The sequence below is a fragment of the Rhodoferax sp. TH121 genome (genome assembly GCF_002251855.1).
Classification (GTDB): domain Bacteria; phylum Pseudomonadota; class Gammaproteobacteria; order Burkholderiales; family Burkholderiaceae_C; genus Allorhodoferax.
This window is the reverse complement of the sequence record NZ_NOXW01000022.1, coordinates 154,645-178,388: the sequence shown is the minus strand read 5'-3', so window position 1 is coordinate 178,388 and position 23,744 is coordinate 154,645. Positions and strand designations below refer to the sequence as shown.

Genomic DNA, 23,744 nt, shown 5'->3' with positions numbered 1-23,744 from the left:
TCACCACAAGGCCGCTGCGCAGCGTGGTTTCAACTCGCCCGAATCCGCTGCACCAGCTTGGTCGTGGAGTAGCCAGCCACAAAGGGCAGCGCCAGCGCGTGCCCTCCCCAAGACTCAACGAGTTTCGTCTCGGGCAGCTTGGCCATGTCGTAGTCTCCGCCTTTCACCAATATGTCGGGGCGGATGCGCGCGATGATCTCCACCGGCGTGTCTTCCCCAAACCAAGTGACCAGGCTCACTGCCTCTTGGCTGGCCATGACAATGGCGCGATCGGCCTCCGCATTGAGCGGTCGGTCCTCACCCTTGCCCAGGCGCTTGACCGAAGCGTCCGTGTTGAGCGCCACGATCAGGCTGCCACCCAACGCCTGCGCTTGCGCCAGATACATCACATGGCCGCGGTGCAACACGTCAAACACGCCGTTGGTAAACACCCAGGGGCGTGGCAGCGTGGCCAACCGCGCCTCCAAGGTGCTAGCGTCCACAATTTTTTGAAGAAATGCCGGAGTTGGGTCGATAGATGACATGCGGGCAATGCTAGCAGCACGGCGCTGCGCTCTTGGGCGGCATTGCATAATCCGCCGACTGTATGCACCTTGTCCCCGTCAATATCGAGTCCATTCGCTTGGGCCAACCACTGCCCTTTCCGTTGATGGACAAGGACGGCGTTCTGCTGGCTCGCAAGTCTTTTGTGGTCGTTTCACGCCGCGAACTGGACGAAATTTCCCAGCGCGGTGGCGGTTTGTATATCGATGTAGGCGACTCGGAAGCGCACCACCGAGCCTACGTGGAGCGCCTGTATGACCTGGTGCGCGAAGACAAGCCACTGGGCGAGATTGCCGGAGCCCAGATTTCGGGCGATTCGGGTGCGGAACGCCAGGCCGAGCAGGACGATCGCATGGACTGGCTGGACCTGCAAGAGATCGCCAATGCCCTGCTGCGTGACACCCACCCCACTTCGTTTGCCGACCGACTAAACCGCCTGCTGCGCCAGCTGCAACGCCACAGCCTGCGCAACCCCGACGGCACCCTGTTCGCACTGATCTACCTGTCTGCCACCGATACCCATATGTACAGCGCCACCCATGCCATGCTAGTGAGCGTGATGTGTGGCCTGGCCGCCAAGGATGTGCTGAACTGGCCAGCCGAAGACCAGGACTTGGTGGTGCGTGCCGCCCTGACCATGAATGTGGCAATGACCGAATTGCAGGACCGTCTGGCCCTGCAGTTGGAGCCTCCCAGCTCCACCCAGCGCGCGGCGATCAACAGCCACGCCCAGCGTTCAGCCGAGCAATTGCGGTCCATGGGCATTGGCGAGCCCGACTGGCTGGAAGCCGTGCAGGGCCACCACACCCAAGCTCCGGGCCCACTGGCTACACGCAGCCGCGCGCAGCGCATGGCCCGCCTGATCCAACGGGCCGACATGTTCGCCGCGCGCTTGGCCCCGCGGGCGGCGCGGGCACCGATTGCCCCCGCCGCGGCCATGCAGGCCTGCTACTTTGACGAGAAAAAAGCGATTGACGAAGCCGGTGCAGCCCTGATCAAGGCGGTGGGTATTTACCAACCCGGTTCGTTTGTGCGCCTGGCCACCAATGAGGTCGCCGTGGTGATCAAGCGTGGCGCCAACACCACCACGCCGCGCGTGGCCGTGTTGATCAACCGTGCCGGGCTGCCAACCGTGGAGCCCACGATCCGCGACAGCAGCCTGCGCGAATACCGCATTGTGGCCAGCGTGGCCCACCGCGATGTGAAGGTGCAGATCAACCTGGAGCGGCTGCTGCCGCTCACTGCGGCCCCGGCTTCAGACCGCCCTTGGTGACGCGACGCCGTCCAGGCTGGCACCCAGATCACGGGCCAGCTCTTTGCGGAACTTGTTGAGCTCTTGCACGGTGGTAAAGCTGCGCTCCATGAGCAAGCTCATGTTGTGCAGAATGCGTTCAACCACCTTGGTCTCCCACACCGCATCAAAGTTGATCTGTTTGTCCAGCCAGTGCTCCAGCCATTCGGGGTTGGGCAGGCGACTCTGCACCGTGTCGCGCGGAAAGAGCGCCTTGTTCACATGCAGGTTGGTTGGGTGCAGGGCCTGGGCCGTGCGGCGCGCAGAGGCCATGAGCACCCCGACTTTGGCAAAGGCACTCTTGGCTTCCACACCGAAATTGCTGATCGCACGCTTCATGTAGCGCAGGTAGGCGCCACCGTGGCGAGCCTCGTCCTGGCTGAGTTTGGTGTAGATCGCCTTGATGACCGGCTCGGTATGCCACTCGCTGGCGCGGCGATACCAGTGGTTCAAGCGGATTTCGCCGCAGAAGTGCAGCATCAGCGTTTCCAGCACGGGCGCAGGGTCAAACTCGAAGCGCACCGCGTGCAACTCTTCCTCGGTGGGTGCCATGTCGGGGCGGAAACGGCGCAGGTACTCCATCAGCACCAGCGAGTGCTTCTGCTCTTCAAAAAACCAGATGGACATAAAGGCGGAAAAATCGCTGTCCCCCCGGTTGTCGCGCAGGAACATCTCGGTAGCCGGCAAGGCCGCCCATTCGGTGATGGCGTTCATCTTGATGGTGGCGGCCTGCTCGTCAGAGAGCTTGTCTCCCTCAAATGCAGCCCAGGGAATGTCCTTGTCCATGTCCCAGCGGACGGATTCCAGCTGTTTGAAGAGTTCGGGGTAAAGCATGGCGACCTTTCAGTTCCAATTTCGCGGGATTCTAGACGGGCTGTGTGTCAGGGCGTTGACAGAGCCATGACGCTTCCCCGCAAGCAGCAAGGTTTTTCATGCAGCCACACAACGTAAAACCCATTCTATTAAAAAATTACCAGCCAGTCACAAAAATACTTTATAGTTCAATCACTGTTTGTTCCGAAGCCCTCACCGGCCCCGCTGTCATGAAAATCGCCATTGTTGGTTCCGGCATTTCCGGCCTCGCCGTCGCCCACACGCTGCGTGGCCAGGCCGACATCACCCTGTTCGAGGCCGGCAGCTACTTTGGTGGCCACACCCATACGGTGGATGTGACACTGCCGGGCCCGCGCGGAGAAACCGTCACCCACGGCGTCGACACAGGCTTTCTGGTTTTCAACGAACGCACGTATCCGCACTTGATTGCGCTGCTGGCCGAGTTGGGCGTGAACACTGCCAAATCGGACATGTCCTTCTCGGTGCAGGTGCCTGGCGTGAAACGCGGAGGTCCGCTGGAATGGAACGGCTCCACCCTGAGCACGGTGTTTGCACAGCGCAGCAATCTGGTGAATCCGCGCTTTTTGCGCATGTTGCGCGATGTGCTGCGCTTCAACCAACTTGCCACCGACATTGCGGTGCGCAACGCCGAGACGGAGTTGATGCAGCCGCTGTCAGAGTTTTTGCAGCAGCACCGCCTGAGTGCCGAGTTCCGCGACTGGTACTTCCTGCCCATGCTGGGCTGCATCTGGAGCTGCCCGACCGACCAGATGCTGCAGTTCCCCGTGGCCACCATGATCCGCTTTTGCCACAACCACGGCCTGATCCAGGTCAGCAACCGGCCCCAGTGGTGGACCGTGGCTGGCGGCGCCAGGCACTATGTCGAAAAGATCGTGGCGCAGGTGGCGGACAAGCGCCTGAACACCCCTGTAGAGGCGGTACGGCGCACCGCAGACGGGGTGCTCGTCACCTCCCGGGGGCAGACCGAACGCTTCGACAAGGTCGTACTCGCCAGCCACTCCGACCAATCGCTGGCGCTATTGAGTGACGCCACGACCCAAGAGCGGGCCACGCTGGGCGCCATCCGCTACCAGGCCAATCGCGCGGTGCTGCACACCGACACCTCGGTGCTACCTCAATCGCGGCGCGCGTGGGCGGCATGGAACTACGAACGCAGTGCCAACGGTGCACAGGACGCGACGCGGGTGTGCCTGCACTACCTGCTCAATATGCTGCAGCCGCTGCCGTTCGCACAGAGCGTGGTCGTGTCGCTGAATCCGGTGCGCGACATTGCACCCGAACACATCCATGGCAGCTATGACTACGCCCATCCGGTGTTCGACTTGGCCGCCATCCGGGCCCAAGGCGAAGTGGGCGCCTTGCAAGGCCAGCACCGCACCTATTTCTGTGGTGCCTGGACCGGTTACGGGTTCCACGAAGATGGCCTGAAATCGGGCTTGAGCGTGGCCAAACGCCTGCAAGCCGTGTTGGCTGCGGAGTCTTGACGCCATGAACGGCAGCGCACATCTCCCCCCCACAGCAGCGCTGCTGGGCTTCGGGCAGGTACGCCACACGCGCTTGCGCCCGGTGCGCAATGCGTTTTCCTACGGCACCTATTTTTTGATGCTGCCCATGCGCAGCCTTCAGGCGCAGGGCCCGGGCCATTTGGCGCGCAACCGCTGGGCTCCCCTGAGCTTTTACGACCGCGACCATGGCGACGGGCGCGGGCCCGAACAAGGCGGCGCCTTGGCTTGGCTCGACGCACTCTTGCTGGCTGAAGGCATTGCAGACGCCGACGGCGAAGTCTGGCTGCACTGCTACCCGCGTGTGCTGGGCTTCACCTTCAAGCCCGTGAGCTTTTGGTACTGCCACCGCACGGATGGCAGCTTGCGCGCCATTGTGGTGGAGGTGAACAACACCTTTGGCGAGCGCCACTGCTACTTGCTGGACCAGCCCCGTTATGGCGCCGAGCTGCGCGCCAACAAGGTCTTCCATGTGTCACCGTTCTGCCCGGTCGAGGGAGGCTACCGCTTCCGCTTCATGCTCACACCCGACCTGCGACGCACCGTGGCGCGCATTGACTACGACGACGCGCAAGGCCCGCTGATCGAGACCAGCGTAAGCGGTGCGCTGGAAGTCCTGAACCCGCACAGTTCGCGCCGCGCACTGTGGACCTACCCGGCCATGACGCTGGGTGTGGTGGCACGCATCCACTGGCAAGCACTGAAGCTGTGGCTCAAAAAAGTCCGCTTTTTCCACAAACCCGTGCCACCAGCCCACCTGACCAGCCGCTAAACCCCTTTGTACGACCCGTGAGAAGCCCATGAACACCAATAGCATTACCTCTGGCGTATCGACTTTTACCCTGCCCCATGGCACGCCCGCTGCGGCACGCACCGTGCTCAAGCTGCTGCAACGCCTGCGCCACGGTAGCCTGACCGTGCAGCTGCCCGACGGCAGCACCCAGCGCTTTGGCGGCGAAGCCCTGCCCCACGCCAGCTTGCAGTTGCACAACTGGAATGTGTGCAGCGCCGCGCTCAAGTCGGGCGACATCGGTTTTGCCGAGAGCTTTATTGCGGGCGACTGGAGCACCCCCAACCTGACCGAGCTGCTGCGCGTGCTGGTGAAAAACCGCGCTGAGGTGGAAGGCGTGATCTACGGCACCTGGGCCGGGCGCTTGCTGTACCGCATCAAACACCTGCTGAACCGCAACACCAAGGCCAACAGCCAGAAGAACATCCACGCCCACTACGACCTGGGCAATGCCTTCTACACGTTGTGGTTGGACGAGACCATGAACTACTCGTCCGCCATCTTCGCGGGCAACACCGAGCAGCCCATGGCCGATGCACAAAAGGCCAAGGTGCGGCGCGCCCTGTCCATGGCTGGCGTGCAGGCCGGTGACCGGCTGCTGGAGATTGGCTGCGGCTGGGGTGCGCTGGCCGAGATGGCCACCACCGAATTCAATGCCTCCATCACCGGCGTCACGCTGAGCACCGAGCAGCTGGCCTTTGCGCGCGAACGCATGCAACGCTTTGGCGTGCAGGAGCGCGCGGACTTGCGCCTGCAGGACTACCGTGACATTGCCGACGCACCTTTCGATGCCATCTGCTCGATTGAGATGGTAGAAGCCGTAGGCCGCGAGTACTGGCCCACCTACTTTGCCAGCGTGGCCAAGCTGCTCAAGCCCGGTGGCCGTGCCTGCGTGCAAAGCATCGTGATCGATGACGCGCTGTTTGAGCGCTACATCAACTCGACTGACTTCATCCAGCAGTACATCTTCCCCGGCGGTTGCCTGCCCTGCCCGCGCGAGTTCCGCGCGCAGGCCGCTGCGGCTGGGCTGGAGGTGGTGGACGAATACGCCTTTGGTCCCGACTATGCCGAGACCCTGCGCCGCTGGCGCGATGCCTTCCTGACCGAGCGCGAACGTGTGATGGCCGCTGGCTTTGACCAACGCTTCATGCGGATTTGGGAGTTCTACCTGGCGTACTGCGAAGCGGCTTTTGACGAACGCAATATCGACGTAGTGCAGTACACACTGCAAAAGCGCGCGGCCTGACCCTGCCGGTATTACCCATGCGCCGCTCCCTGCCCACCCGCCGAACCCTGTTGCACTGGGGCGCCAGCCTGGGCGCGCTCTGCCTGGCCGGTATGGCGCGCGCGCAGGTCGTGATGCCGCCGGAAGTACAAGCCCAGCTGCCGCAAGCCAAGTCGGCGGGGGCCACGCGCATGCGCGTCTTCGGGCTCTCCATTTACGACGCGCAACTCTGGGTCACACCCGGATTTGACGCTGCGCAGTACGCCAGCCAGCCCCTGGCGCTGGAGCTGCGTTACCTGCGCGCGCTCAAGGGCGCCTCCATCGCCGAGCGTTCCGTGCAAGAGATGCGCCGTAGTGGCCCGCTAGATGCCGCCACCGAACAGCGCTGGCTGCAAGCGATGCAACAAGCCTTTCCTGATGTGCAAGAGGGCGACCGCCTCACAGGCCTCTACACGCCGGGCGCAGGCACACGCTTCTTCTTCAACGGCAAGCCCCATGCCACGGTAGCCGACCCAGCCTTTGGCCCGCCCTTCTTTGGCATTTGGCTGGCGCCCTGGACCAGCGAGCCGCGCCTGCGCGGGGAGCTGCTGGCGGGTCTGCGGCCATGACACCCACAAGCACCTTCGACTGGCACGCTGGCTGGCGCTATGGCCTGATGGGTCTGCCTCTGGCCTTTGTTGCGCTGCCGCTGTACGTCACCTTACCCAACCACTACGCCACCACCTTTGGTGTGCCACTGGCCACGCTGGGCCTGGTGCTGCTGGCCGCGCGACTGTTTGACGCGGTGATTGATCCCCTGTTGGGCCGCTGGAGCGACCACCTGTTCGCCCGATCGTTGCGTGCCGTGCTGGCCTGGGCTGCGTTGGCCTGTGGGGTTTTGGGCGCTGGTTTTGTGTTGCTGTTTTCCCCGCAGGTGCGCAGCCCCGGCGCGCTTGTGTTGTGGGCTGCCGTATGCCTGGTGGTCACTTACACCGCCTACAGCGCCTTGAGCATCCTGCACCAGGCCTGGGGCGCGCGGCTGGGAGGGGACGAGCTGCAGCGCAGCCGCGTGGTGGCCTGGCGCGAAGGGCTGGGCCTGCTGGGTGTCGTTTTGGCATCGATTGCACCGCTAGCCCTTGGATTACCTGCGACAGCCGCTCTGTTTTTAATAGCACTTACCGCTGGCTGGGGTGCCTGGCGGGTAGCTCGCCAGCCCCCGAGCGGCACAGCGGCGACGGCGGAAGCGGGCTTCTCCGCAGGCCAGCCAGCCTCCGTCTGGTTGCCGTTCACGCGGCCCGCCTTTCGGGCCCTGCTGGCGGTCTTTGTTGTCAACGGCATTGCCAGCGCCGTGCCGGCCACGTTAATTCTGTTTTTTGTGCAAGACCGCCTGCAGGCGCCGCAGGGCATGGAGGCGGTGTTCCTGGGCAGCTACTTTGTCTGCGCGGCCCTCGCCCTGCCACTGTGGCTGCGCGTGGTGCCAAGCCTGGGCCTGGGGCGCACCTGGCTGGTGGGCATGGTGCTGTCCATGGCGGTGTTTGTCTTCGCCACCCAGTTGGGCGCGGGGGACAGCCTGGGCTTTGTACTGGTGTGCGTGCTATCGGGCGTGGCCTTGGGCACCGACCTGGCCCTACCCGGCGCCCTGCTGGCCGGCACCATTGCCGCCGCTGGCGACCGCGGACGTGCCGAAGGAGCCTACTTTGGCTGGTGGAACTTTGCCACCAAGCTCAACCTGGCATTGGCCGCGGGCGTGGCCCTGCCCCTGCTGGGCTTGCTGGGCTACACGCCAGGCACCCGCGACCCCGCCGCCCTGCAGGTCCTCACCATCGCTTACTGCCTGCTGCCGTGTGCTCTCAAAGCGCTGGCTGCCGTTTTGCTCTACACCCTCACCCTCCGGAAGACCCCATGAAACGACGCCTGCTCCTCAGCGCCGCCACCGCAGCCAGCGCCCTTGCGCTGGGTGGCTGCAGCACCCAAAGTATTGACCAGTACCGCAGTGAAAAACCGGTGTTGGACCTGCAGCAGTACTTCAATGGCGTGCTCGATGCCTATGGCGTGTTCACCGACCGCTCGGGCGCCGTCGTCAAGCGCTTCACCGTGGTGATGCGCTGCAGCTGGCAGGGCGACGAGGGCGTGCTGGATGAGGACTTCACGTACTCCGATGGCACCACACAAAAACGCATCTGGCGCCTGAAGAAGCTGCCGGACGGCCGCTACACCGGCACTGCCGACGACGTGGTGGGCACTGCCCAGGGTCAGGCGCGCGGCAATACCTTCTACTGGACCTATACCCTGAGCCTGCCGGTGGATGGATCGGTCTACGACGTCCAGTTTGACGACTGGATGTACCTCATGACCGACACCGTGATGCTCAACAGGGCCACCATGTCCAAATTCGGCATGCGCCTGGGCGAGGTCACGCTGTCGTTCACCAAACGCCCCTGATTTCAAGCCAAATTGGCACCTAGCCCCTGTGGATATTGCGCGAGCAGCTATCAAAAATAGAGCATACAAGGTTGTTCCCATGCCCCTCTTTCAGCCCTTGAACCCTCCGCTGCGCGACTGGCGTGGCAAAACTGTCTGGATCGTCGGCGCCTCCAGTGGCATTGGTGAGGCGACAGCGGCGGCCCTGCATGCCCAGGGTGCGCATGTCGTCGTATCGGCCCGCAAGGTGCACGACCTGGAGGCCTTTGTGGCGGCCCACCCCGGCAGTACCGCATTGCCGCTGGACGCCACCGACTCCGCCGCCGTGCATGCCGCAGCCGACCAGCTGCTGGCCGGTGGTCCGCTGGACTGCGTGGTCTATTGCGCCGGGCACTACACCCCCATGCGTGCCCACGCGCTGGACCTGAGCGATATGCAACGCCATTTGGCGGTGAACTACACCGGCGCCCTGCAACTGTTGAGTGCGGTGCTGCCTGCGCTGCTGGCGCGCGGCGCCGGCCACATCGCGCTGGTGGGCAGCGTGGCCGGTTACCGCGGCCTGCCCAACAGCCTGGCCTATGGCCCGACCAAGGCTGCACTGATCAACCTGGCGGAAACTTTGTATCTGGACCTGCACGACAAAGGCATAGGCGTGTCACTCATCAACCCCGGTTTTGTGCAAACCCCGCTCACCGCGCAAAACGACTTCGCCATGCCCGCGCTGCTCACCCCCGCCCAAGCAGCCCAAGCCATCCTCAAAGGCTGGGCGCATGGCCGGTTCGAGATCCATTTCCCAAAACGTTTTACGCTGTGGCTACAGACCCTGCGCCTCTTGCCCAACCGGGCCTACTTCTACCTCGTCAAACGCGCCACCCTATGACTACACCCACACATGCCAGCGACGACGCCGTCAACAGGGTGGTCGCTTTTTTTGAAACGCTGACACCCGCATCGCTGGCAACGCTGCCAAGCCTGTACGCAGCAGATGCGCGCTTCAAAGACCCATTCAATGATGTGCGGGGAGTGCCCGCCATCAGCGGCATCTTCGCCCACATGTTCGAAACCCTGGAGAGCCCGCGCTTTGTGGTGCGTGAGCGCATCGTGCAGGGAACGCAATGTTTTCTGACTTGGGAGTTTCGTTTTTACTTCCGCCGCTTCAAACAGGGCGAGGAGCAAGTCATTCTGGGGGGCTCGCACCTGGTGCTGGACGACACCGGCTTGGTCACACTGCACCGCGACTACTGGGACGCGGCAGAAGAGCTGTACGAGAAGTTGCCCGTAGTGGGCGGGGTGATGCGCTGGCTCAAGAAACGCGCCAACAGCTAGGCTGCCACAAGGAGATGGTCGGATCAGCGTCCGGTTGCGTTGACTTGACCGCTAAATTTGCTGCCCTGAAAGTCCTGAAACTCCACCGATCGCCGTGGCTCCCACCAAGCACGCAGGGAGGCAAACACATTGCGGCAACCGGTGCACTTGTACGCACCGGTGGGCTTGAGCGCACCATTGGCGGCACGGTCAATCACCGGCTGGTAGCTGGTGGCCCCGCATTCGCGGCACTTGTAAACAGTTTTGTAAGTCGCCATGGTCGGCAGACTGTAAGCACGGGCGCGGGTTTTGGCCAGTGTTTTTGTGTAATTCCGTGTAAAAACGTGGCCTACGGGACCTTTTGACCCGCCAAGCCGCGCCAATCCTAGGCTGGAATGGAGTCTGCGAAGCTCGGGCGCTGCGCCAGTTTTTCCATCAGCTTGGCCAGATTGGGGTGGTCGGCACGCCAATCGATCTGCGGGAAACGGAAATCCAGATAACCCAGGGCGCAACCCACGGCAATGTCGGCCAGACTGAGGTGGATGCCACCGCAAAACGGTTTTTCTCCGAGACCCCGGTCCATGGCCTTGACGGCGTCGGTGACCTTACGCATCTGGCGGTCGATCCAGGCTTGGCTGCGCTGCGCCTTGGTGCGGCCGGTCCAGGTGGCTTCCAAGCGCGCCAGAATGGCCGCGTCCATCAAACCATCCGCCAGCGCTTCCCACGTCTTAATTTCAGCGCGCTCACGACCGACCGACGGGATCAACTTACCGACGGGCGACAAGGTGTCGAGGTATTCCACAATCACCCGGGAGTCGAACAGGGCTTCCGCACCTTCCATGATCAGGCAGGGCACTTTACCCAGCGGATTGGACTCGGCAATGGTGGTGTCAGCGGCCCAAACGTCTTCAGTGACAAAGGCGTAATCGAGCTTCTTCTCGGCCATCACGACGCGGACTTTGCGAACATAGGGGCTGGAAGTGGATCCGAGTAATTTCATGGAGTCTTGACAGTTGCTTGAGGATGAATTCTATCCAGCGGGGTTTGCCGGAACGGTCCATGGGGTCGGGCGTGGCGCACAACCTACAATTCGGGAATGACTTTCTCCGCCATCTCCGCCCTCTCTCCCCTTGACGGTCGCTACGCCGGCAAGCTCGCCACTCTGCGCCCGCTGACCAGTGAGCTGGGCTATATGCACCGCCGCGTTCAGGTGGAGGTGGCTTGGTTTATCGCACTCAGTGATGCGGGGTTTGCCGAGTTCAAACCGCTCACACCGGGCGCTCGCACTTACTTGCTGGGCTTGGTCAAAAACTTCTCGGAAGCCGACGGGGAAGCCATTAAGACTATTGAAAAGACCACCAACCATGATGTAAAAGCCGTCGAATACTGGATCAAGTCCAAGTTCGAAGCCCGCCCCGAGCTGGAAAAGGCAGGTGAGTTCGTGCACTTTGCCTGCACCAGCGAAGATATCAACAACACCAGCCACGCACTACAGCTGCGGGCCTCGCGTGACGTCGTGGTACTGCCCGCGCTGGACAAGATCGTGCTCAAACTGCGCGACATGGCCCACGCGTATGCCGACGTGCCCATGCTCAGCCGCACCCACGGCCAAACCGCCAGCCCAACCACCGTGGGCAAGGAGATCGCCAACGTGGTGGTGCGCCTGCAAGCCGCCTGCGACCGCATTGCCGGCGTCAAGATCCTGGCCAAGATGAATGGCGCTGTGGGCAACTACAACGCCCACCTGTCTGCCTGGCCTGATTTCGACTGGGAAGCCTTCAGCCGCAAGGTCATCGAGACCCCCGAGCCCCTGGGCCTGGGCCTGACCTTCCAGCCTTACAGCATCCAGATCGAGCCGCATGATTACATGGCCGAGCTTTTTGACGCTGTGGCGCGCACCAACACCATCCTGATCGACCTGAGCCGCGACATCTGGGGCTATGTGAGCTTGGGCTACTTCAAGCAAAAGCTCAAGGACGGTGAAGTGGGCTCGTCCACCATGCCGCACAAGGTCAACCCGATCGATTTTGAGAATGCCGAAGGCAACCTGGGCCTGGCCAACGCCATGTTGCGCCACCTGAGCGAGAAGCTGCCCATCAGTCGCTGGCAGCGCGACCTGACCGACAGCACCGTGCTGCGCAACATGGGTGTGGCCTTGGGCTATGCTGTGCTGGCCTACAGCTCGCTGATGACCGGCCTGAACAAGCTGGAGATCAACGAGTCCGCGATTGCCGACGATCTGGACGCCTCCTGGGAAGTGCTGGCCGAGCCCATCCAGACCGTGATGCGCCGCTTTGGCCTGCCCCAACCCTATGAGCAGCTCAAGAAGTTCACCCGCGGCGCGGCCATGACCCGCGAGCTGATGCAAGGCTTTATCGCTGGCTTGGATCTGCCACAGGAAGAAAAAGACCGATTGCTGGCCATGACGCCCGGTAGCTACACCGGCAAGGCTTCAGAATTGGCAAAGCGAGTCTGATGGCACTCAAATCCACCATCTACAAGGCCAACCTGTCGATTGCCGACATTGACCACGCCTATTACGCAGACCACGCGCTAACGCTGGCGCGCCACCCGAGCGAGACCGATGAGCGCATGATGGTGCGGCTGGTGGCCTTGGCCTTCAACGCGCACCAGTTGCAGACCGTCTGCAACGGTGACGGCACCTTGGCCTTTGGCGCCGGGCTGTCCGACCCGGAAGATCCGGACGTGTCACTGACCGATTTCACGGGCCAGAAGCGCCTGTGGATCGAAGTAGGCCAGCCTGAAGACAAGCCCATCAGCAAGGCCTGTAACAAGGCCGATGCAGTGCTGCTCTACCCCTTTGCCCACTCTGCCGACATTTGGTGGAAGGGCATTGAGGGCAAGCTGAGCCGGCTGGACAAGCTGCAGGTGTGGCGCATTCCGTCGGCCACCTCGCAGGCACTGGCCAAGCTGGCGCAGCGCAGCATGCAGCTGCAGGCGACGGTGCAAGAAGGGGTACTGATGTTGGGCGACGGCGTGAATACCGTCGATATTGAGCCCGTTCGCTGGAAGTAGCGGCAGGTGGACACCAAACACCTTTGGTATCAAATTAACCCTTAACCCCCGTAGATACTGCGCGAGCAGCTACCGTTTTCATAGCAAATCATCCTGCGCGGCATGCCCCTCAGCAGCCCGCTCCGCGTATTTGTTGAAGCGCCAAGCGCTCGCATCCAGTGTGATACGGCGCCAAGTGGCCCGCTTGTCAGCGGGGCCCATCTCCGGCCAGCGCTGCACCTCGTCGAAGGTGCGGCCACAGCCTTTACAAAGATCATCGCCCTGGCTCGTGGAGCAAATGGCAATGCACGGGGTGTCGGGCGTGCTCTCGTACCACGCGAGCCATGCTGCCAGCGCCTTGGGTGGCATGCTGGCCGCATCAGCTTCGGTTTCGTGGTAATACACCAGTAAGGCATACACCTCGGCCAGCGCACGCGTGGGTGCGGGCAACGATACGCCATCAGGCGAAGGCTCGCGCGCACGCCAATAGTTGATAGCCGATTCGATGTCAGTGATGTGAATGCCTGCCATAGATTCCCGTAGAAGGGGGCGGATCATATACCGTCCCTGGAGCCGATTTTTGTCACTGGCGCAAATCGCGGATAACCCCTGGTTATTGCGGGTCTTTACGTCCCTGCGCTTACACTGCGCGGCCGAAGGGGAGTAGCTCCCTGGTGCTGTCCTGCAGCGCTGAACAACAAGTCGTCAGTACGAAGCTCCGCTTCCGGCTTGTTGGGCCAGGTGCCCCACCTGGCTGAGCAAGACCTTCGATTGCAGCCCCACCGCGGGTTGGATCGAAGTGCGTTGGTGGCCTCCCATCCCTGCTCGCCGTCCAGTCCGCGATGTAACCCCATCGACTTGAAACCGGATTTGACATGGAATTTCTCTCTGCCCCTTGGTGGTCCGCTCTGCTGGCTATTGTGCTCATCGACCTCGTCCTGGCCGGCGACAACGCCATTGTGATTGCGCTGGCCGCACGCAACCTCCCGCCCCCACTCAAACGCAAAGCCATTCTGTGGGGTACGGTGGGTGCTATCGTGGTGCGTTCCATCATGACCCTCGGCGTGGTCTGGCTGCTCAAGGTTCCCGGATTGATGCTGGTGGGCGGCTTGGGGCTGTTGTGGATTGCCTACCAGCTGCTGGCGGACCAGGACGATGGCGAACACGACGGCCCGTCCGCCAGCACCTTCTGGGGTGCCATGAAAACCATTGTGGTGGCTGACGCGCTGATGGGCATTGACAACGTGCTGGGCGTGGCCGGTGCCGCGCACGGCGCCATGGACCTGGTGGTAATCGGCCTGCTGATCAGCGTGCCGATTGTGGTGTTTGGCAGCAGCGTGGTGCTGCGGTTGGTGGAGCGTTTCCCCATCATCATCCAGCTGGGCGCGGCGGTGCTGGCGTTCACGGCCGCCAAGATGGTGGTGGGCGAAGCCTTGTTGCGCCCGGTGTTCGGCGATGCCAACACCTCTGACGCCATGCAACTGGCCGCCCGCTGGACGCTGTATGCGGTCGCTGTGCTGGGTGTGCTGAGCGCAGGCTGGTGGAGCCAAAAGCGCACCCAGGCCGCGCTGGCGCACAAATCCTGACACACAGTTTGCACAGTACGGAAGCGCGCACCTCTGGGCTGCGCAGCAGGCCGGTGCTATGCTGGCGCACCATGAAACTGCTCCTCAAATGGATTCTGAGCGCCAGCGCCTTGCTGGCGGTGGCGCATCTCTACAGCGGTGTGGAAGTGAAAAGCTTTACCGCCGCGTTGATCGCTGCATTTGTGATTGGTTTGCTCAACACGGTAGTGCGTCCCCTGCTGGTCGTACTAACTCTGCCCTTCACCGTGTTGACGCTGGGCCTGTTTCTGTTTGTCATCAATGCACTGATGTTTTGGTCGGCGGCCAGTGTGCTGGAAGGCTTCCACGTACAAGGGTTTACCGCCGCCCTGATCGGCTCACTGATTTACACCGCGCTGGGCATGGTCATCGATTCAGCGCTCGAGCGCCTGTTCTCGAAGTAACTGTTCCATCTGGCGCGCCCGGGTGTCCACGATGGATGCCTCGAAATGGTCACCTGCAGCGGGGTTGGTGCGCGCCATGTCCTGCGCCGCCTTGAGTCGGGTCAGGGCAGCCGGGTAATCCAGCTGCGCAATATTCACTTCGGCCTCTGCCCGTATGGAGGCAATGGTGCGCCCCTGCGCAGCGGTACTACGAGCCAGCCATTGCCAAGCTTGGGCGTCACTCGGGTTGTCCGCCACCCAAGTTTGCAGGCTTTGTGACGCAGCATCCGCGCGCTCAAGTGCCAACTGGGCTTGGGCCATCAGAAATAGCTCGGCACGGCTGCGAATGGGCCCTTGGGCGCCTAGCTCCCCCATGGCAAGCTCGGCATTGCCACGCGCCAAAGCAACCTCCGCAAGCAACAGACTCACCTGACGCGCCAACTGGGCATCCGATCCAGCTGCCGCGCGCAGGCGTGATCCCAATGCATCCGCTTGGTCGAATGACCGCAAGCGCGAAGCTGCAAGTGTTGCGGCATACAAGATCCCGGCCTGCTGCGCAACAGGTTGGCGCGCCAGCTGCACAGGCTCAGCCTCTTGCACCCAATGCCGTAAAGCGTCCACCGCGGGATTGGACAGGACGCGGGCACGGGCTGCGATCAACAAGTGTTCGCCCGCAGGTGCAGGCGGTGTAGTTGCGGTTTGGCTGGGAATACGCGCTTGCATGTCCGCCATGCGCTCTGTGCTGAGTGGGTGGCTGCGCAGATAGGGAAAACCGCCCGCATCATTGAGCCGATTCGACTGCTGCAGCTTCTCGAACATCGACACAAAACCCTGGGGGGCAAACCCCGCTTGGCCGGCGATACCGAACCCTACACGGTCCGCCTCACGCTCCATGTCGCGTGAAAAGTTGAGCTGCGTCTGGGCCGCAACCGCTTGTCCGCCCACGATCACCGCATTGGCACCGTTGGGGTTCTTGCTCGCCGCCATCGCCCCCAATATCATCGCGCCAATCAACCAGGGCGTCTGCTCGTTTTGGCGGGTAATCAAGCGGGCAATATGGCGCTGCGTCACATGGCTCAGCTCATGGGCCAACACCGCAGCCAGTTCGTCTTTGCTAGAAACCACACCCACCAGCCCAAGATGCACCCCGAAATAGGCGCCCGGCAAAGCAAAGGCGTTGACAGACCGATCCCGCCCCAATAACACCTTCCATGCATACTGTACATCCAATTCAGGCGGCAACTCCCCACGCGCGCGGGCAGCGGCCATCAAAGGCAGCCAAATACTTTGCACATAGTCGCCGATCACCGCGTCGTCCAAGTAGTCTGGATCGCGGTACAGCTCGCGGGCAATACGATCGCCGAGACGGCGTTCTGTGGCGGGGGAGATGGAGATAGGGTCGCCGAGGTTGGGCAGTTGTGCAGGGCCAGCAAACGCCTCTTGCGCTGCGCCCCCAAAGTGAAGCGGTAGGCACATAGCAATAAGGACGAGAGCCCTAGGACTGAAGGCGGCGCCACACCAAGACCGACTCTCGACGACTTGATAATGCGCATTAATTGCCTGATTTTGCTTCAATTTCAGACTTTCGTAACACATGTTCATTGCAGGCAATATTGCACGACTGGCTATACTTTACCCAGTTTCAAAAGGAACGCGTATCGAAACAGCTAGCTCTCCTTAGCAGCCACATATTTAACTTTACATGACCGCCTCAAACAACAACGCCCTGTATATCTGGCGGAATTACGCATTATTAGTCACGACTCTATGCTGCATTTACGCCAGTTTCGTGCAAGTTGCAGGTGTTGATTTTTGGCTACAGGCAAAAATTGGCGAAATCATCTTTGATTCGCATGAAATTCCCGACACGTTGCTTTTTCCATTCACCGAAGTTGCCAGCCAACACTTCAACGCCCACGAGTGGCTTAGCTCTCTTTTGTTTCACGTACTACTCTTGTCCGTTGGCACTGAGAATCTGCCCTTTATCCACGCTGCTTTAGGACTACTACTATTCGTATTTGCTACTTCACTTGGCTGGGTATGTAGCCGCGGAAATTGGGCAACAAGCCTTTTCGGGGGGCTATTGGCTGTCACGGTCGAGAACTATCGCCATGTATTACGTCCGGAGTTGATTGCCACGCTCTTACTGATCTGTTACTGGATCGCGTTAGAGAAGCTGCGCCAACGGATTCGCCCCCAATATACCTTTTACATAATACTTATTCAAGTAATTTGGGTCAATACACATGGCTCATTTATTCTTGGCCCATTATTAGCGGGCGTTTATGCCGCGGGAAATCACCTCGACAGTATAAGACATAGCCAGGCGGAAGTATTTCGCCCAAATCGCTTAAGTCTGGTGCTTGCGGGTATCGCATTTTCAAGCCTTGGTGCGTGTCTTATAAATCCATTCGGCGATGAAATGCTAAGATTTGTAATTGGTTTTAGCAATGATCCAACTTTAAGCGTCTTAATTGGGGAATGGATGCCCACTTTTTCAAAGCGCTGGGTAAATGAGCGCGGCTGGTGGATTGCTCTTATTGTCTGGATTGCCTGTGTCGTATGGATTTGCATACACCGTCAGAAATTAAGCGCAGTTGATGTACTTGTATTTTTATTGTTTACCGCACTAGCCTACAAAGCAATTCGTTTTCCAGTCTACCTTGGGATAGTTGCAGCGTATTTGTTGACAAGATTACAACCTGAAGTATGGAAATTGCCTCACTTTCAGTTAGCAATAACAAAAATCATGGCCATAACGAGCTCCATACTGATAATCTTAGTTGTACTGTATGGAAATGCATACGGAGTAAAACCTTATTCGTATGGTCTATATCGTTTAGGTCCTGAACTTGAGGCTGCGTTAGAAGATGATAGCCATCATGGCAACGTCCTTAATAGCATGGAACTCGGGGCTGAACTCATTTACCGCGCACACCCTCGCTTACGTCCAACTATAGATTGCCGCGTAGATTCATATGGCATGGACTACTATCGATACACCATGTCGCTTATTAATTCACGCGAGCTTCTTCAAGAGTTCGTTAAAAGGTATCAGGTTAAGTACATGCTATATGAAACCCCTCGAGTGCTTGATGCTGTGAGAAGAGGGACATTTGATGCAACTCAATGGAAAATCTTGGCGCAAGACAAGCGTTTTTTATTCATGCAGTATGAACCTTCTTCCGAGAACGTGAATTAATTGGCCGAAAATTCAAGCCAAGAATGTAAATAAAAACAACCAATACCGCTGAAGAAATGATTCCACCAATATAAAAAGCAGTTCTTGAATAATAAATATTAAGCTTATGCTCCCCAGCTTCCAAGGCAATTACGCGAAAAGCGTGGTCGCCAGGTTGGATTTGATAACTATTTTGAGTTCCAGACTCTGAATATGAGCGAACCTGCCAAGATGGGGACCAAGCATCCGTCATAAGTAACAGCATTGGCTTTTCTATCGAAGCCTCTACGACACAATAGTCCGCTTTACATTTGGCCATCTTAACCACACCTCTGCCCCCTAGCTCTGGCACGGGGTATGGCTCTTGCTCGAGTACGACCTCGTTACGTGGGTCGAATTCTGGTGATAGCATATGAGCTAGCACTTCGTCGCGCCCCCTTTTTACGCTATATTTGCTCATCAGTGTAAATTGCGGCATTGGTGGATCTAGGACACTTAACCATTCACTGAATCCGTTTGGGCTAGCTTGACGTACATACTTCAGCCGGAGCAGCACATGCAAAGCGTGCGGTTGCAAGATGTCAATGTATTGCGAAGCTTCGCTCGGATTGCGCCCTTCTATTGCAGCCAACAATTCTGCATACCGCGTAGTAACGCCCGGATCATTGCCTGACACTTCTAACGCACCGGTGTACATCGAACTATTTTTATTTATTTGGTCTGCTACGCGATATTTCCCATCAAGGGCATCTAAAGGAACATTCCATAGACTAATTTGTTCCGAATATGATGTAAATCCCATGGCCCCTTGCGCCCATATGAACACTGGCAACATGGCCCCCAGAATAACGAGGGGTTTGTATTTAACCCTCTTACTGATAAGAAGGAGTAGCGCTGTCCAAGCTGCCATCTCTACCCCCCATCTATTAAAGGCTCCGGCTATTGCTAGGCCAGCCTGATTTTCAAAAGATAGCAGTGTATCCTCACTCAGTCGCTGCTTCGCTGACTCGAACAAATAGCTTTCTTTACTAGCTCCTATCCATTCTATTAACGGATTTTGACGACTCCATTCAAATACAATCGAAATTGAATAAGAAATACACGCACAGCATGCAGCTAACATAGCCAGCTTGCGTGCCGAGTTCTTATTTAGGACGTCATAACCTTTGGAAGAAAAATAAATCACAACAAAGGTTGTTGCATATGCAAACTTAGACATCCCGCGTACTCTATCAAATCCAGGAACATTTACATATAGAAAGTGGTGAAGTGATGTTGCATTGCCGAGGGCGATGGCTAGCGTCAACATCCCCATGCCTAAAAGCCCACGGTGCCGATTTTTTATTTCATCATTCGTTTTAGCTTGGTTGGCGCCACTGCCTCCTCCTCTTATACCCAGCACACAAACTAGCAAACTCCCGGAGCCTAGATATAAGCAAACCTCCCAATAGTACCAACGCCCGAAGTACGGCTGCAGTTGGAATCCTCCAAATACGTTGGGCATTGCAAGCGTAATTAGATTTTCAACCGGAAGGGAAAACATCGCAGCAAAGCTTTCTTGAAGTGCTCTACTTCTAATTGTCTCCCCGCCAGCCACAATACTTGGAATGAGCTGCACGGCAGAAAGCCCCACTCCCAAAGAAAACATCACTATTAAATTTATTGCTATTTTCCATTGAATTTTCTTGTTATAAATCTGGATAATTGAATACGCTGTGATGGCAATCACCGAGATCATTACGTATTGTGGATGCCCGGCAAACACTTGCATCGCTAGAGCAAATGCCCCTAACAGCACACTTCGTGTTTGTTTTAGAGATCTGTTTTGTTCTTGCTCGTCACTAATCAGTACTCCATCTACAGCTTTTAGAATCAGTGGCAACCACACCATTGCACAAAGATTCGGCAAATGACCCGCATATACATGAGAGATGTACGTGCCAGCGAGAATTGCAAGCCCCCCTCCCATCAACGCAGCAAGAGGTGATATATCTGCTTGTCGCAGCCAGGCATCTGTGAATGCCCCCATTAGGAAGCAGTGTAGAACGATACTCGTGTTGATGGCTACGCGCGTGTCCATTAACATGAACAATGGCCAATTGAGCGGATACATCAGCGCCGCTTGGAATCCTCCCAAGTAAGGTGCACCACCATAGATGTGAGGATTCCAGAGTGGTACGTTCCAAGCAGATATCTCTTTAAAACCGAAGTTTCGCCAAGCAATAAATTGTTGTGGTATATCTGTGCCGGGTGCACCGAATATCAGATCACCAGAAAACAAAACATGACCACATAGTGCTAAAGTTAACAGAAGCAAAACGCCCCAAGCTACAAAGATGTTAGTTGGTGTTAGCTTGTGTTGTATGAGCTGTGCTAGCTTTTTCATTGTGTTCTCTTACATTTGTACATCGTAAAACAACCACAGAAATTGAACACTCTACTTATAGTGTCTACGCGCGTTCTGCGAATTGCAACTGTGCTGCTGGCAACTTTGCTTGTGATGTGGGCCACTACCCAACCTCAGGCAGAAAATGACTATTGGCTTTTAAGCCGAATTGGGCAATCGATATGGATTCATCAATCCATTCCAAGCACTCTATTGTTTCCATATACAGAGGCACGCGACTTTCACTACAACGCACACGAGTGGCTGCCAGCATTACTATTTTTTGCGTTTAATCGCTTATTTGAACAGGCGACGCTTGGTTTTCTACTTGGTATTCTGGGTGTATTTCTATTTGCAGCCTTGTCTTTTACCGCTTATAGGCGTAGCGGCAATTCGCTCTCACTCTCGCTAGGCTTAGGCTTGCTAGCAATGCTCGGCCAGAATTACCGTCATTTTCTTCGCCCTGAACTTTTTACACTGTTTTTTTTACTAGCGTATCTCGTTTCACTAGAACAACTGATCAAAAAATTATCAACGATAAATATTTTAATGCCTATTGGATTGGCAGCACTCTGGGCAAATACACACGGCTCTTTCATACTTACGCTACCGCTTGCATTGATTTATACAATTGATCGAATGCAATACTATGGAAAATGCGAGGCCTCCAGCCAAAACATTCCAAATAGGCTAAATCTCTATGCAGCTTTCTGGCTAACTCTCCCACTACTAGTTTTCATGGCTAGTTTGTGCACTCCTTTTGGGATTGAGCTATGGAAGTTCTCCCTAGGCTTCAGTCACGACTCTTTGGCTAAAAAGGAGATAGTCGAATGGATGAGCCTTTTGGACATTCGAAGTTATTCGGTAGTCGGAATATATCCAGGCCTAGCTTTTTTTGCAATCAACTTGGCTATAGTTATAATATACAGACGCAAGCTATCTCTGAGGGTCATAGGGACAAGCATGTTATTCTTGGCGCTAGCAGCTTGGGGAAATCGCTTTCTAGTTTATCAGGGAATAATTTTTTGCTGGGTCGCTTCTCTTTTGTTCGGCGCAGGCACGAACACAGGCAATTGGAAATCAGAATATAAACGCTTGTTGATTCTCTTTGTAGCTACAGCGATAGGATTATTGTTTTGCTACAAATTTGGCAACATGAATGCCGCGTCACCCTTCAATGCACGGTCCAATGTTCTTTTTTCACATGGAATTTCCGCTGCGCTACAGGATCAAACAATAAAAGGCAACGTATTCAATTCGTATGACCTTGGGGGAGAACTTATATATCGAGGCTACCCAAGACTAAAGCCTTCAATTGATTCCAGAATCGACTCATATGGCGATCAATACTATTTCTGGCATGAGAGTTTACTCGATGAGCCTTATAAATTCCAAGCTTTCATATCGCGGTGGAATGTACAGTATTTGCTACTTACCCGACCAGACTTTGATCGCTGGCAAAAAATGCCACTCACGGTCAAAAATTTATGCAATTTAGTAGCAACTGATCATCTTATTTTCTTTCATCAATGCAGAGCTACTGCAGAGCCATAGCAGCAAATATCACCCGCCAGGTACCGCTCTCAATTCTAGATTTAAGGGAATTTGATCATGGTAACCATCACTCCGCCATTTGGCCAAGGCACTTTTGCAGGCATTCTCACTTCGAGTTTTACAAAGTATTTTCATCCATTCTTTTGCCTTTATTGGCTGCCTATTTAGCGCGAAGTTAGCCGCCATGTTATAGATCAGCAAATCACTGGGGACAGTCTTAACAACTAATTCCATCTGATGCAATTGCTCCGAATCCAATCCTGCGACAGGATTGAGGCGACTTAGAAGAAAAAAATCTTCATAATAGTCCAGTACCATCAATTTAGGCATCCGATCTTCCTCGGGGGCCTGTATTTTACCAGTGACAAACTCAAGTCGTAATATTTTTTCAGCCCGCTCTATTTTCAAATAATCCTTAGCAATAGTTAATGCCAAAGCCCCCAGCAACATTACAACCAATATAGATATAGTTTTCCGTAATGCCTTGCAACCTATAACAGGATGGACAGACTCCAATGAGCCCCACAGAGCACCGAAAGGCAAGAGAAAATAAGCGTATTGCAATGGCAACTCAAGCATCGAATGGAATATGAGGACACCCATACCCAGTAATGTATGAACATGCCGTGAATTTGTAGAGAGACGCATTTGTGTATGGATACGCCTTACACCATAATATGCAACAGCAAGTGCCACCCCCCCCCCGCCCCATAGTGCGATATCGAGTATTAGATTGTGCGCAGAACTTAACGCGCTCATTGACGAGTGTTTTGCCGCAACAGCCATTTGCGCGGCATGAATTTGGCCCCAACCATACCCCCACAGAGGACGCTCGGCAATGGCATCTAAGGCCATAGACCAGATCGCTAGTCTTCCATCCCCACTTCGAGTGGAAACGGAAGCACCAACCGTGCGCGTCTCCATTACTTGAGACATCAATGGAATTATCGTTACCAGCAGGAATAACCATACCACAAGCACAGTCGCTAACGTTATAAGAGCAACGCGCCCTTTATAGTCCGATGATATTACCCATGGCCATATGCATAATATGAGTATTGCCCCTAAGAATCCACTGCGCGAAGCGGTAAGCGCCAAACCGATCAAAAGTAATCCAGCGACCCCAATCGCTATGGATGCTCTTATTTGTTTCTGCGTCCAAAACCATGAACAACCTACAAGCGCCATAAGCTGCAGAGACGCTAGATTATTGGGCTGCGCGAGATTCGCATCCATGCGCAAATCCGGCGGCGCCGAATTTATCCATATCAAATTAGATTGATATCCTATGCCTTGATTAATTTGTAATAATGTGCTTATTACCGAAGCAACAATAATTGCACTATATATAAAATTCACTGGCCCACCATTTGCATTTACTTGCCAAATAGTTCCCAGTCTTATCGCAGAGATTAAACCCATCAGATAGAGGATATTTATCCAGGCGATACCGGCACTCGAAGCAAATCCGGAATACCAGTTCAAACTCACCTGAATTGCCAACAGCCAAAGTAGCCACACTCCAGTCGAATTGCTTAATTGGTATTTATTCTTTATAAAAACTACTACTGCCAATATCCAGAAGACAACGGCAGCCAGGAATTCTGAGTGAAAGGCGGTCCATGGCGGCGAGTGATTTGGCAGCAACCATGCAGCCGCTAGACCAGGAACAAGCAGCCAAATTGACGTTGGGAGGAAACTGCCCATAAG

Annotated in this window: 23 protein-coding genes; 15 read left to right on the top strand and 8 right to left on the bottom strand. The window is 56.8% G+C overall.

The features are described 5' to 3' along the window. Positions 1–29: 29 nt before the first annotated feature. Positions 30–524: an adenylyltransferase/cytidyltransferase family protein gene (locus tag CHU94_RS15225; protein ID WP_094481431.1), complete on the bottom strand. Its 495-nt coding sequence runs from the start codon at positions 522–524 to the stop codon at positions 30–32. A gap of 62 nt (positions 525–586) precedes the next feature. Between CHU94_RS15225 and CHU94_RS15220 the strand changes: the two genes are divergently transcribed. Then, positions 587–1,816, top strand: a complete 1,230-nt coding sequence (locus CHU94_RS15220) for an HD-GYP domain-containing protein (RefSeq protein ID WP_094481429.1) — start codon at positions 587–589, stop codon at positions 1,814–1,816. Here CHU94_RS15220 and CHU94_RS15215 read toward each other — a convergent pair. Then, positions 1,799–2,668, bottom strand: a complete 870-nt coding sequence (locus CHU94_RS15215) for a ferritin (RefSeq protein ID WP_094481427.1) — start codon at positions 2,666–2,668, stop codon at positions 1,799–1,801. The two genes, CHU94_RS15220 and CHU94_RS15215, sit on opposite strands and share 18 nt — an antisense overlap. Before the next feature lie 209 nt (positions 2,669–2,877). Here CHU94_RS15215 and CHU94_RS15210 point away from each other — a divergent pair, with 209 nt between their 5' ends. From CHU94_RS15210 to CHU94_RS15175, 8 genes are all read left to right on the top strand, one after another. Further along, the gene (locus CHU94_RS15210; RefSeq protein ID WP_094481425.1) at positions 2,878–4,173 is read left to right on the top strand and encodes an NAD(P)/FAD-dependent oxidoreductase; all 1,296 of its coding nucleotides are present in this window, start codon (positions 2,878–2,880) and stop codon (positions 4,171–4,173) included. Between the two features lie 4 nt (positions 4,174–4,177). Beyond that, entirely contained in the window at positions 4,178–4,963 is a 786-nt protein-coding gene (locus tag CHU94_RS15205) for a DUF1365 domain-containing protein (protein WP_094481423.1), read from the top strand. Positions 4,964–4,991: 28 nt separating this feature from the next. Continuing rightward, positions 4,992–6,227 (top strand): cyclopropane-fatty-acyl-phospholipid synthase family protein, encoded by a 1,236-nt coding sequence (locus CHU94_RS15200; protein WP_094481421.1) that lies wholly within the window; start codon positions 4,992–4,994, stop codon positions 6,225–6,227. Positions 6,228–6,244: 17 nt separating this feature from the next. After that, on the top strand, positions 6,245–6,814 hold the full coding sequence (locus CHU94_RS15195) for a chalcone isomerase family protein (RefSeq protein ID WP_094481419.1): 570 nt from the start codon (positions 6,245–6,247) through the stop codon (positions 6,812–6,814). Further along, positions 6,811–8,091 (top strand): MFS transporter, encoded by a 1,281-nt coding sequence (locus CHU94_RS15190; RefSeq protein ID WP_094481417.1) that lies wholly within the window; start codon positions 6,811–6,813, stop codon positions 8,089–8,091. The genes CHU94_RS15195 and CHU94_RS15190 overlap by 4 nt, the downstream gene beginning before the upstream one ends. Further along, positions 8,088–8,627, top strand: a complete 540-nt coding sequence (locus CHU94_RS15185; RefSeq protein ID WP_094481415.1) for a DUF3833 domain-containing protein — start codon at positions 8,088–8,090, stop codon at positions 8,625–8,627. Before CHU94_RS15190 ends, CHU94_RS15185 begins: the two co-directional genes overlap by 4 nt. A 79-nt stretch (positions 8,628–8,706) precedes the next feature. Further along, complete coding sequence (locus CHU94_RS15180) at positions 8,707–9,486, top strand: SDR family oxidoreductase (RefSeq protein ID WP_094481413.1); 780 nt, start codon at positions 8,707–8,709, stop codon at positions 9,484–9,486. Then, positions 9,483–9,932 (top strand): nuclear transport factor 2 family protein, encoded by a 450-nt coding sequence (locus tag CHU94_RS15175; protein ID WP_094481411.1) that lies wholly within the window; start codon positions 9,483–9,485, stop codon positions 9,930–9,932. Before CHU94_RS15180 ends, CHU94_RS15175 begins: the two co-directional genes overlap by 4 nt. 23 nt (positions 9,933–9,955) lie before the next feature. Here CHU94_RS15175 and CHU94_RS15170 read toward each other — a convergent pair whose 3' ends face one another. Both CHU94_RS15170 and CHU94_RS15165 read right to left on the bottom strand, forming a co-directional pair. Continuing rightward, positions 9,956–10,189, bottom strand: coding sequence for a hypothetical protein (locus CHU94_RS15170; RefSeq protein WP_094481409.1), 234 nt, complete (start codon positions 10,187–10,189; stop codon positions 9,956–9,958). A gap of 107 nt (positions 10,190–10,296) precedes the next feature. After that, positions 10,297–10,911 carry a glutathione S-transferase C-terminal domain-containing protein gene (locus CHU94_RS15165; RefSeq protein ID WP_094481407.1) on the bottom strand — a complete coding sequence of 205 codons (615 nt, stop codon included), beginning with the start codon at positions 10,909–10,911 and terminating at the stop codon, positions 10,297–10,299. A gap of 96 nt (positions 10,912–11,007) precedes the next feature. On the opposite strand from CHU94_RS15165, the gene purB reads away from it, so the two are divergent. Together purB and CHU94_RS15155 are read left to right on the top strand one after the other, a co-directional pair. Beyond that, positions 11,008–12,387: an adenylosuccinate lyase gene (purB, locus tag CHU94_RS15160; protein WP_094481405.1), complete on the top strand. Its 1,380-nt coding sequence runs from the start codon at positions 11,008–11,010 to the stop codon at positions 12,385–12,387. Then, on the top strand, positions 12,387–12,947 hold the full coding sequence (locus CHU94_RS15155; RefSeq protein ID WP_094481403.1) for a YaeQ family protein: 561 nt from the start codon (positions 12,387–12,389) through the stop codon (positions 12,945–12,947). The genes purB and CHU94_RS15155 overlap by 1 nt, the downstream gene beginning before the upstream one ends. Before the next feature lie 78 nt (positions 12,948–13,025). Here the strand turns inward: CHU94_RS15155 and CHU94_RS15150 are convergent, their stop codons facing one another. After that, positions 13,026–13,457 carry a DUF3717 domain-containing protein gene (locus tag CHU94_RS15150; protein ID WP_094481401.1) on the bottom strand — a complete coding sequence of 144 codons (432 nt, stop codon included), beginning with the start codon at positions 13,455–13,457 and terminating at the stop codon, positions 13,026–13,028. A gap of 344 nt (positions 13,458–13,801) precedes the next feature. Here CHU94_RS15150 and CHU94_RS15145 point away from each other — a divergent pair, with 344 nt between their 5' ends. Together CHU94_RS15145 and CHU94_RS15140 are read left to right on the top strand one after the other, a co-directional pair. Further along, positions 13,802–14,512 carry a TerC family protein gene (locus CHU94_RS15145; protein WP_094481399.1) on the top strand — a complete coding sequence of 237 codons (711 nt, stop codon included), beginning with the start codon at positions 13,802–13,804 and terminating at the stop codon, positions 14,510–14,512. A 71-nt stretch (positions 14,513–14,583) separates the two neighbouring features. Then, positions 14,584–14,934 carry a phage holin family protein gene (locus tag CHU94_RS15140; RefSeq protein ID WP_094481397.1) on the top strand — a complete coding sequence of 117 codons (351 nt, stop codon included), beginning with the start codon at positions 14,584–14,586 and terminating at the stop codon, positions 14,932–14,934. Here CHU94_RS15140 and CHU94_RS15135 read toward each other — a convergent pair. After that, a complete protein-coding gene (locus tag CHU94_RS15135) occupies positions 14,905–16,389 on the bottom strand; it encodes a M48 family metalloprotease (protein WP_094481395.1) in 1,485 nt (494 codons plus the stop codon). The genes CHU94_RS15140 and CHU94_RS15135 overlap by 30 nt on opposite strands. A 226-nt stretch (positions 16,390–16,615) precedes the next feature. Here CHU94_RS15135 and CHU94_RS19110 point away from each other — a divergent pair, with 226 nt between their 5' ends. Then, on the top strand, positions 16,616–18,115 hold the full coding sequence (locus tag CHU94_RS19110; RefSeq protein ID WP_141211473.1) for a hypothetical protein: 1,500 nt from the start codon (positions 16,616–16,618) through the stop codon (positions 18,113–18,115). Here the strand turns inward: CHU94_RS19110 and CHU94_RS19105 are convergent. Beyond that, the gene (locus CHU94_RS19105; RefSeq protein WP_141211472.1) at positions 18,078–20,480 is read right to left on the bottom strand and encodes a hypothetical protein; all 2,403 of its coding nucleotides are present in this window, start codon (positions 20,478–20,480) and stop codon (positions 18,078–18,080) included. The genes CHU94_RS19110 and CHU94_RS19105 overlap by 38 nt on opposite strands. A 90-nt stretch (positions 20,481–20,570) precedes the next feature. Here CHU94_RS19105 and CHU94_RS19100 point away from each other — a divergent pair, with 90 nt between their 5' ends. Beyond that, a complete protein-coding gene (locus CHU94_RS19100) occupies positions 20,571–22,034 on the top strand; it encodes a hypothetical protein (RefSeq protein ID WP_141211471.1) in 1,464 nt (487 codons plus the stop codon). 9 nt (positions 22,035–22,043) lie between these two features. Here the strand turns inward: CHU94_RS19100 and CHU94_RS15125 are convergent, their stop codons facing one another. Then, positions 22,044–23,741: a PglL family O-oligosaccharyltransferase gene (locus tag CHU94_RS15125; RefSeq protein ID WP_094481391.1), complete on the bottom strand. Its 1,698-nt coding sequence runs from the start codon at positions 23,739–23,741 to the stop codon at positions 22,044–22,046. Positions 23,742–23,744 lie beyond the last annotated feature (3 nt).

Coding starts and splice junctions, on each gene's coding strand:
- CHU94_RS15225 (WP_094481431.1), bottom strand. CDS start 524: ATGTCATCTATCGACCCAACTCCGGCATTTCTTCAAAAAATTGTGGAC.
- CHU94_RS15220 (WP_094481429.1), top strand. CDS start 587: ATGCACCTTGTCCCCGTCAATATCGAGTCCATTCGCTTGGGCCAACCA.
- CHU94_RS15215 (WP_094481427.1), bottom strand. CDS start 2,668: ATGCTTTACCCCGAACTCTTCAAACAGCTGGAATCCGTCCGCTGGGAC.
- CHU94_RS15210 (WP_094481425.1), top strand. CDS start 2,878: ATGAAAATCGCCATTGTTGGTTCCGGCATTTCCGGCCTCGCCGTCGCC.
- CHU94_RS15205 (WP_094481423.1), top strand. CDS start 4,178: ATGAACGGCAGCGCACATCTCCCCCCCACAGCAGCGCTGCTGGGCTTC.
- CHU94_RS15200 (WP_094481421.1), top strand. CDS start 4,992: ATGAACACCAATAGCATTACCTCTGGCGTATCGACTTTTACCCTGCCC.
- CHU94_RS15195 (WP_094481419.1), top strand. CDS start 6,245: ATGCGCCGCTCCCTGCCCACCCGCCGAACCCTGTTGCACTGGGGCGCC.
- CHU94_RS15190 (WP_094481417.1), top strand. CDS start 6,811: ATGACACCCACAAGCACCTTCGACTGGCACGCTGGCTGGCGCTATGGC.
- CHU94_RS15185 (WP_094481415.1), top strand. CDS start 8,088: ATGAAACGACGCCTGCTCCTCAGCGCCGCCACCGCAGCCAGCGCCCTT.
- CHU94_RS15180 (WP_094481413.1), top strand. CDS start 8,707: ATGCCCCTCTTTCAGCCCTTGAACCCTCCGCTGCGCGACTGGCGTGGC.
- CHU94_RS15175 (WP_094481411.1), top strand. CDS start 9,483: ATGACTACACCCACACATGCCAGCGACGACGCCGTCAACAGGGTGGTC.
- CHU94_RS15170 (WP_094481409.1), bottom strand. CDS start 10,189: ATGGCGACTTACAAAACTGTTTACAAGTGCCGCGAATGCGGGGCCACC.
- CHU94_RS15165 (WP_094481407.1), bottom strand. CDS start 10,911: ATGAAATTACTCGGATCCACTTCCAGCCCCTATGTTCGCAAAGTCCGC.
- purB (WP_094481405.1), top strand. CDS start 11,008: ATGACTTTCTCCGCCATCTCCGCCCTCTCTCCCCTTGACGGTCGCTAC.
- CHU94_RS15155 (WP_094481403.1), top strand. CDS start 12,387: ATGGCACTCAAATCCACCATCTACAAGGCCAACCTGTCGATTGCCGAC.
- CHU94_RS15150 (WP_094481401.1), bottom strand. CDS start 13,457: ATGGCAGGCATTCACATCACTGACATCGAATCGGCTATCAACTATTGG.
- CHU94_RS15145 (WP_094481399.1), top strand. CDS start 13,802: ATGGAATTTCTCTCTGCCCCTTGGTGGTCCGCTCTGCTGGCTATTGTG.
- CHU94_RS15140 (WP_094481397.1), top strand. CDS start 14,584: ATGAAACTGCTCCTCAAATGGATTCTGAGCGCCAGCGCCTTGCTGGCG.
- CHU94_RS15135 (WP_094481395.1), bottom strand. CDS start 16,389: ATGTGCCTACCGCTTCACTTTGGGGGCGCAGCGCAAGAGGCGTTTGCT.
- CHU94_RS19110 (WP_141211473.1), top strand. CDS start 16,616: ATGACCGCCTCAAACAACAACGCCCTGTATATCTGGCGGAATTACGCA.
- CHU94_RS19105 (WP_141211472.1), bottom strand. CDS start 20,480: ATGAAAAAGCTAGCACAGCTCATACAACACAAGCTAACACCAACTAAC.
- CHU94_RS15125 (WP_094481391.1), bottom strand. CDS start 23,741: ATGGGCAGTTTCCTCCCAACGTCAATTTGGCTGCTTGTTCCTGGTCTA.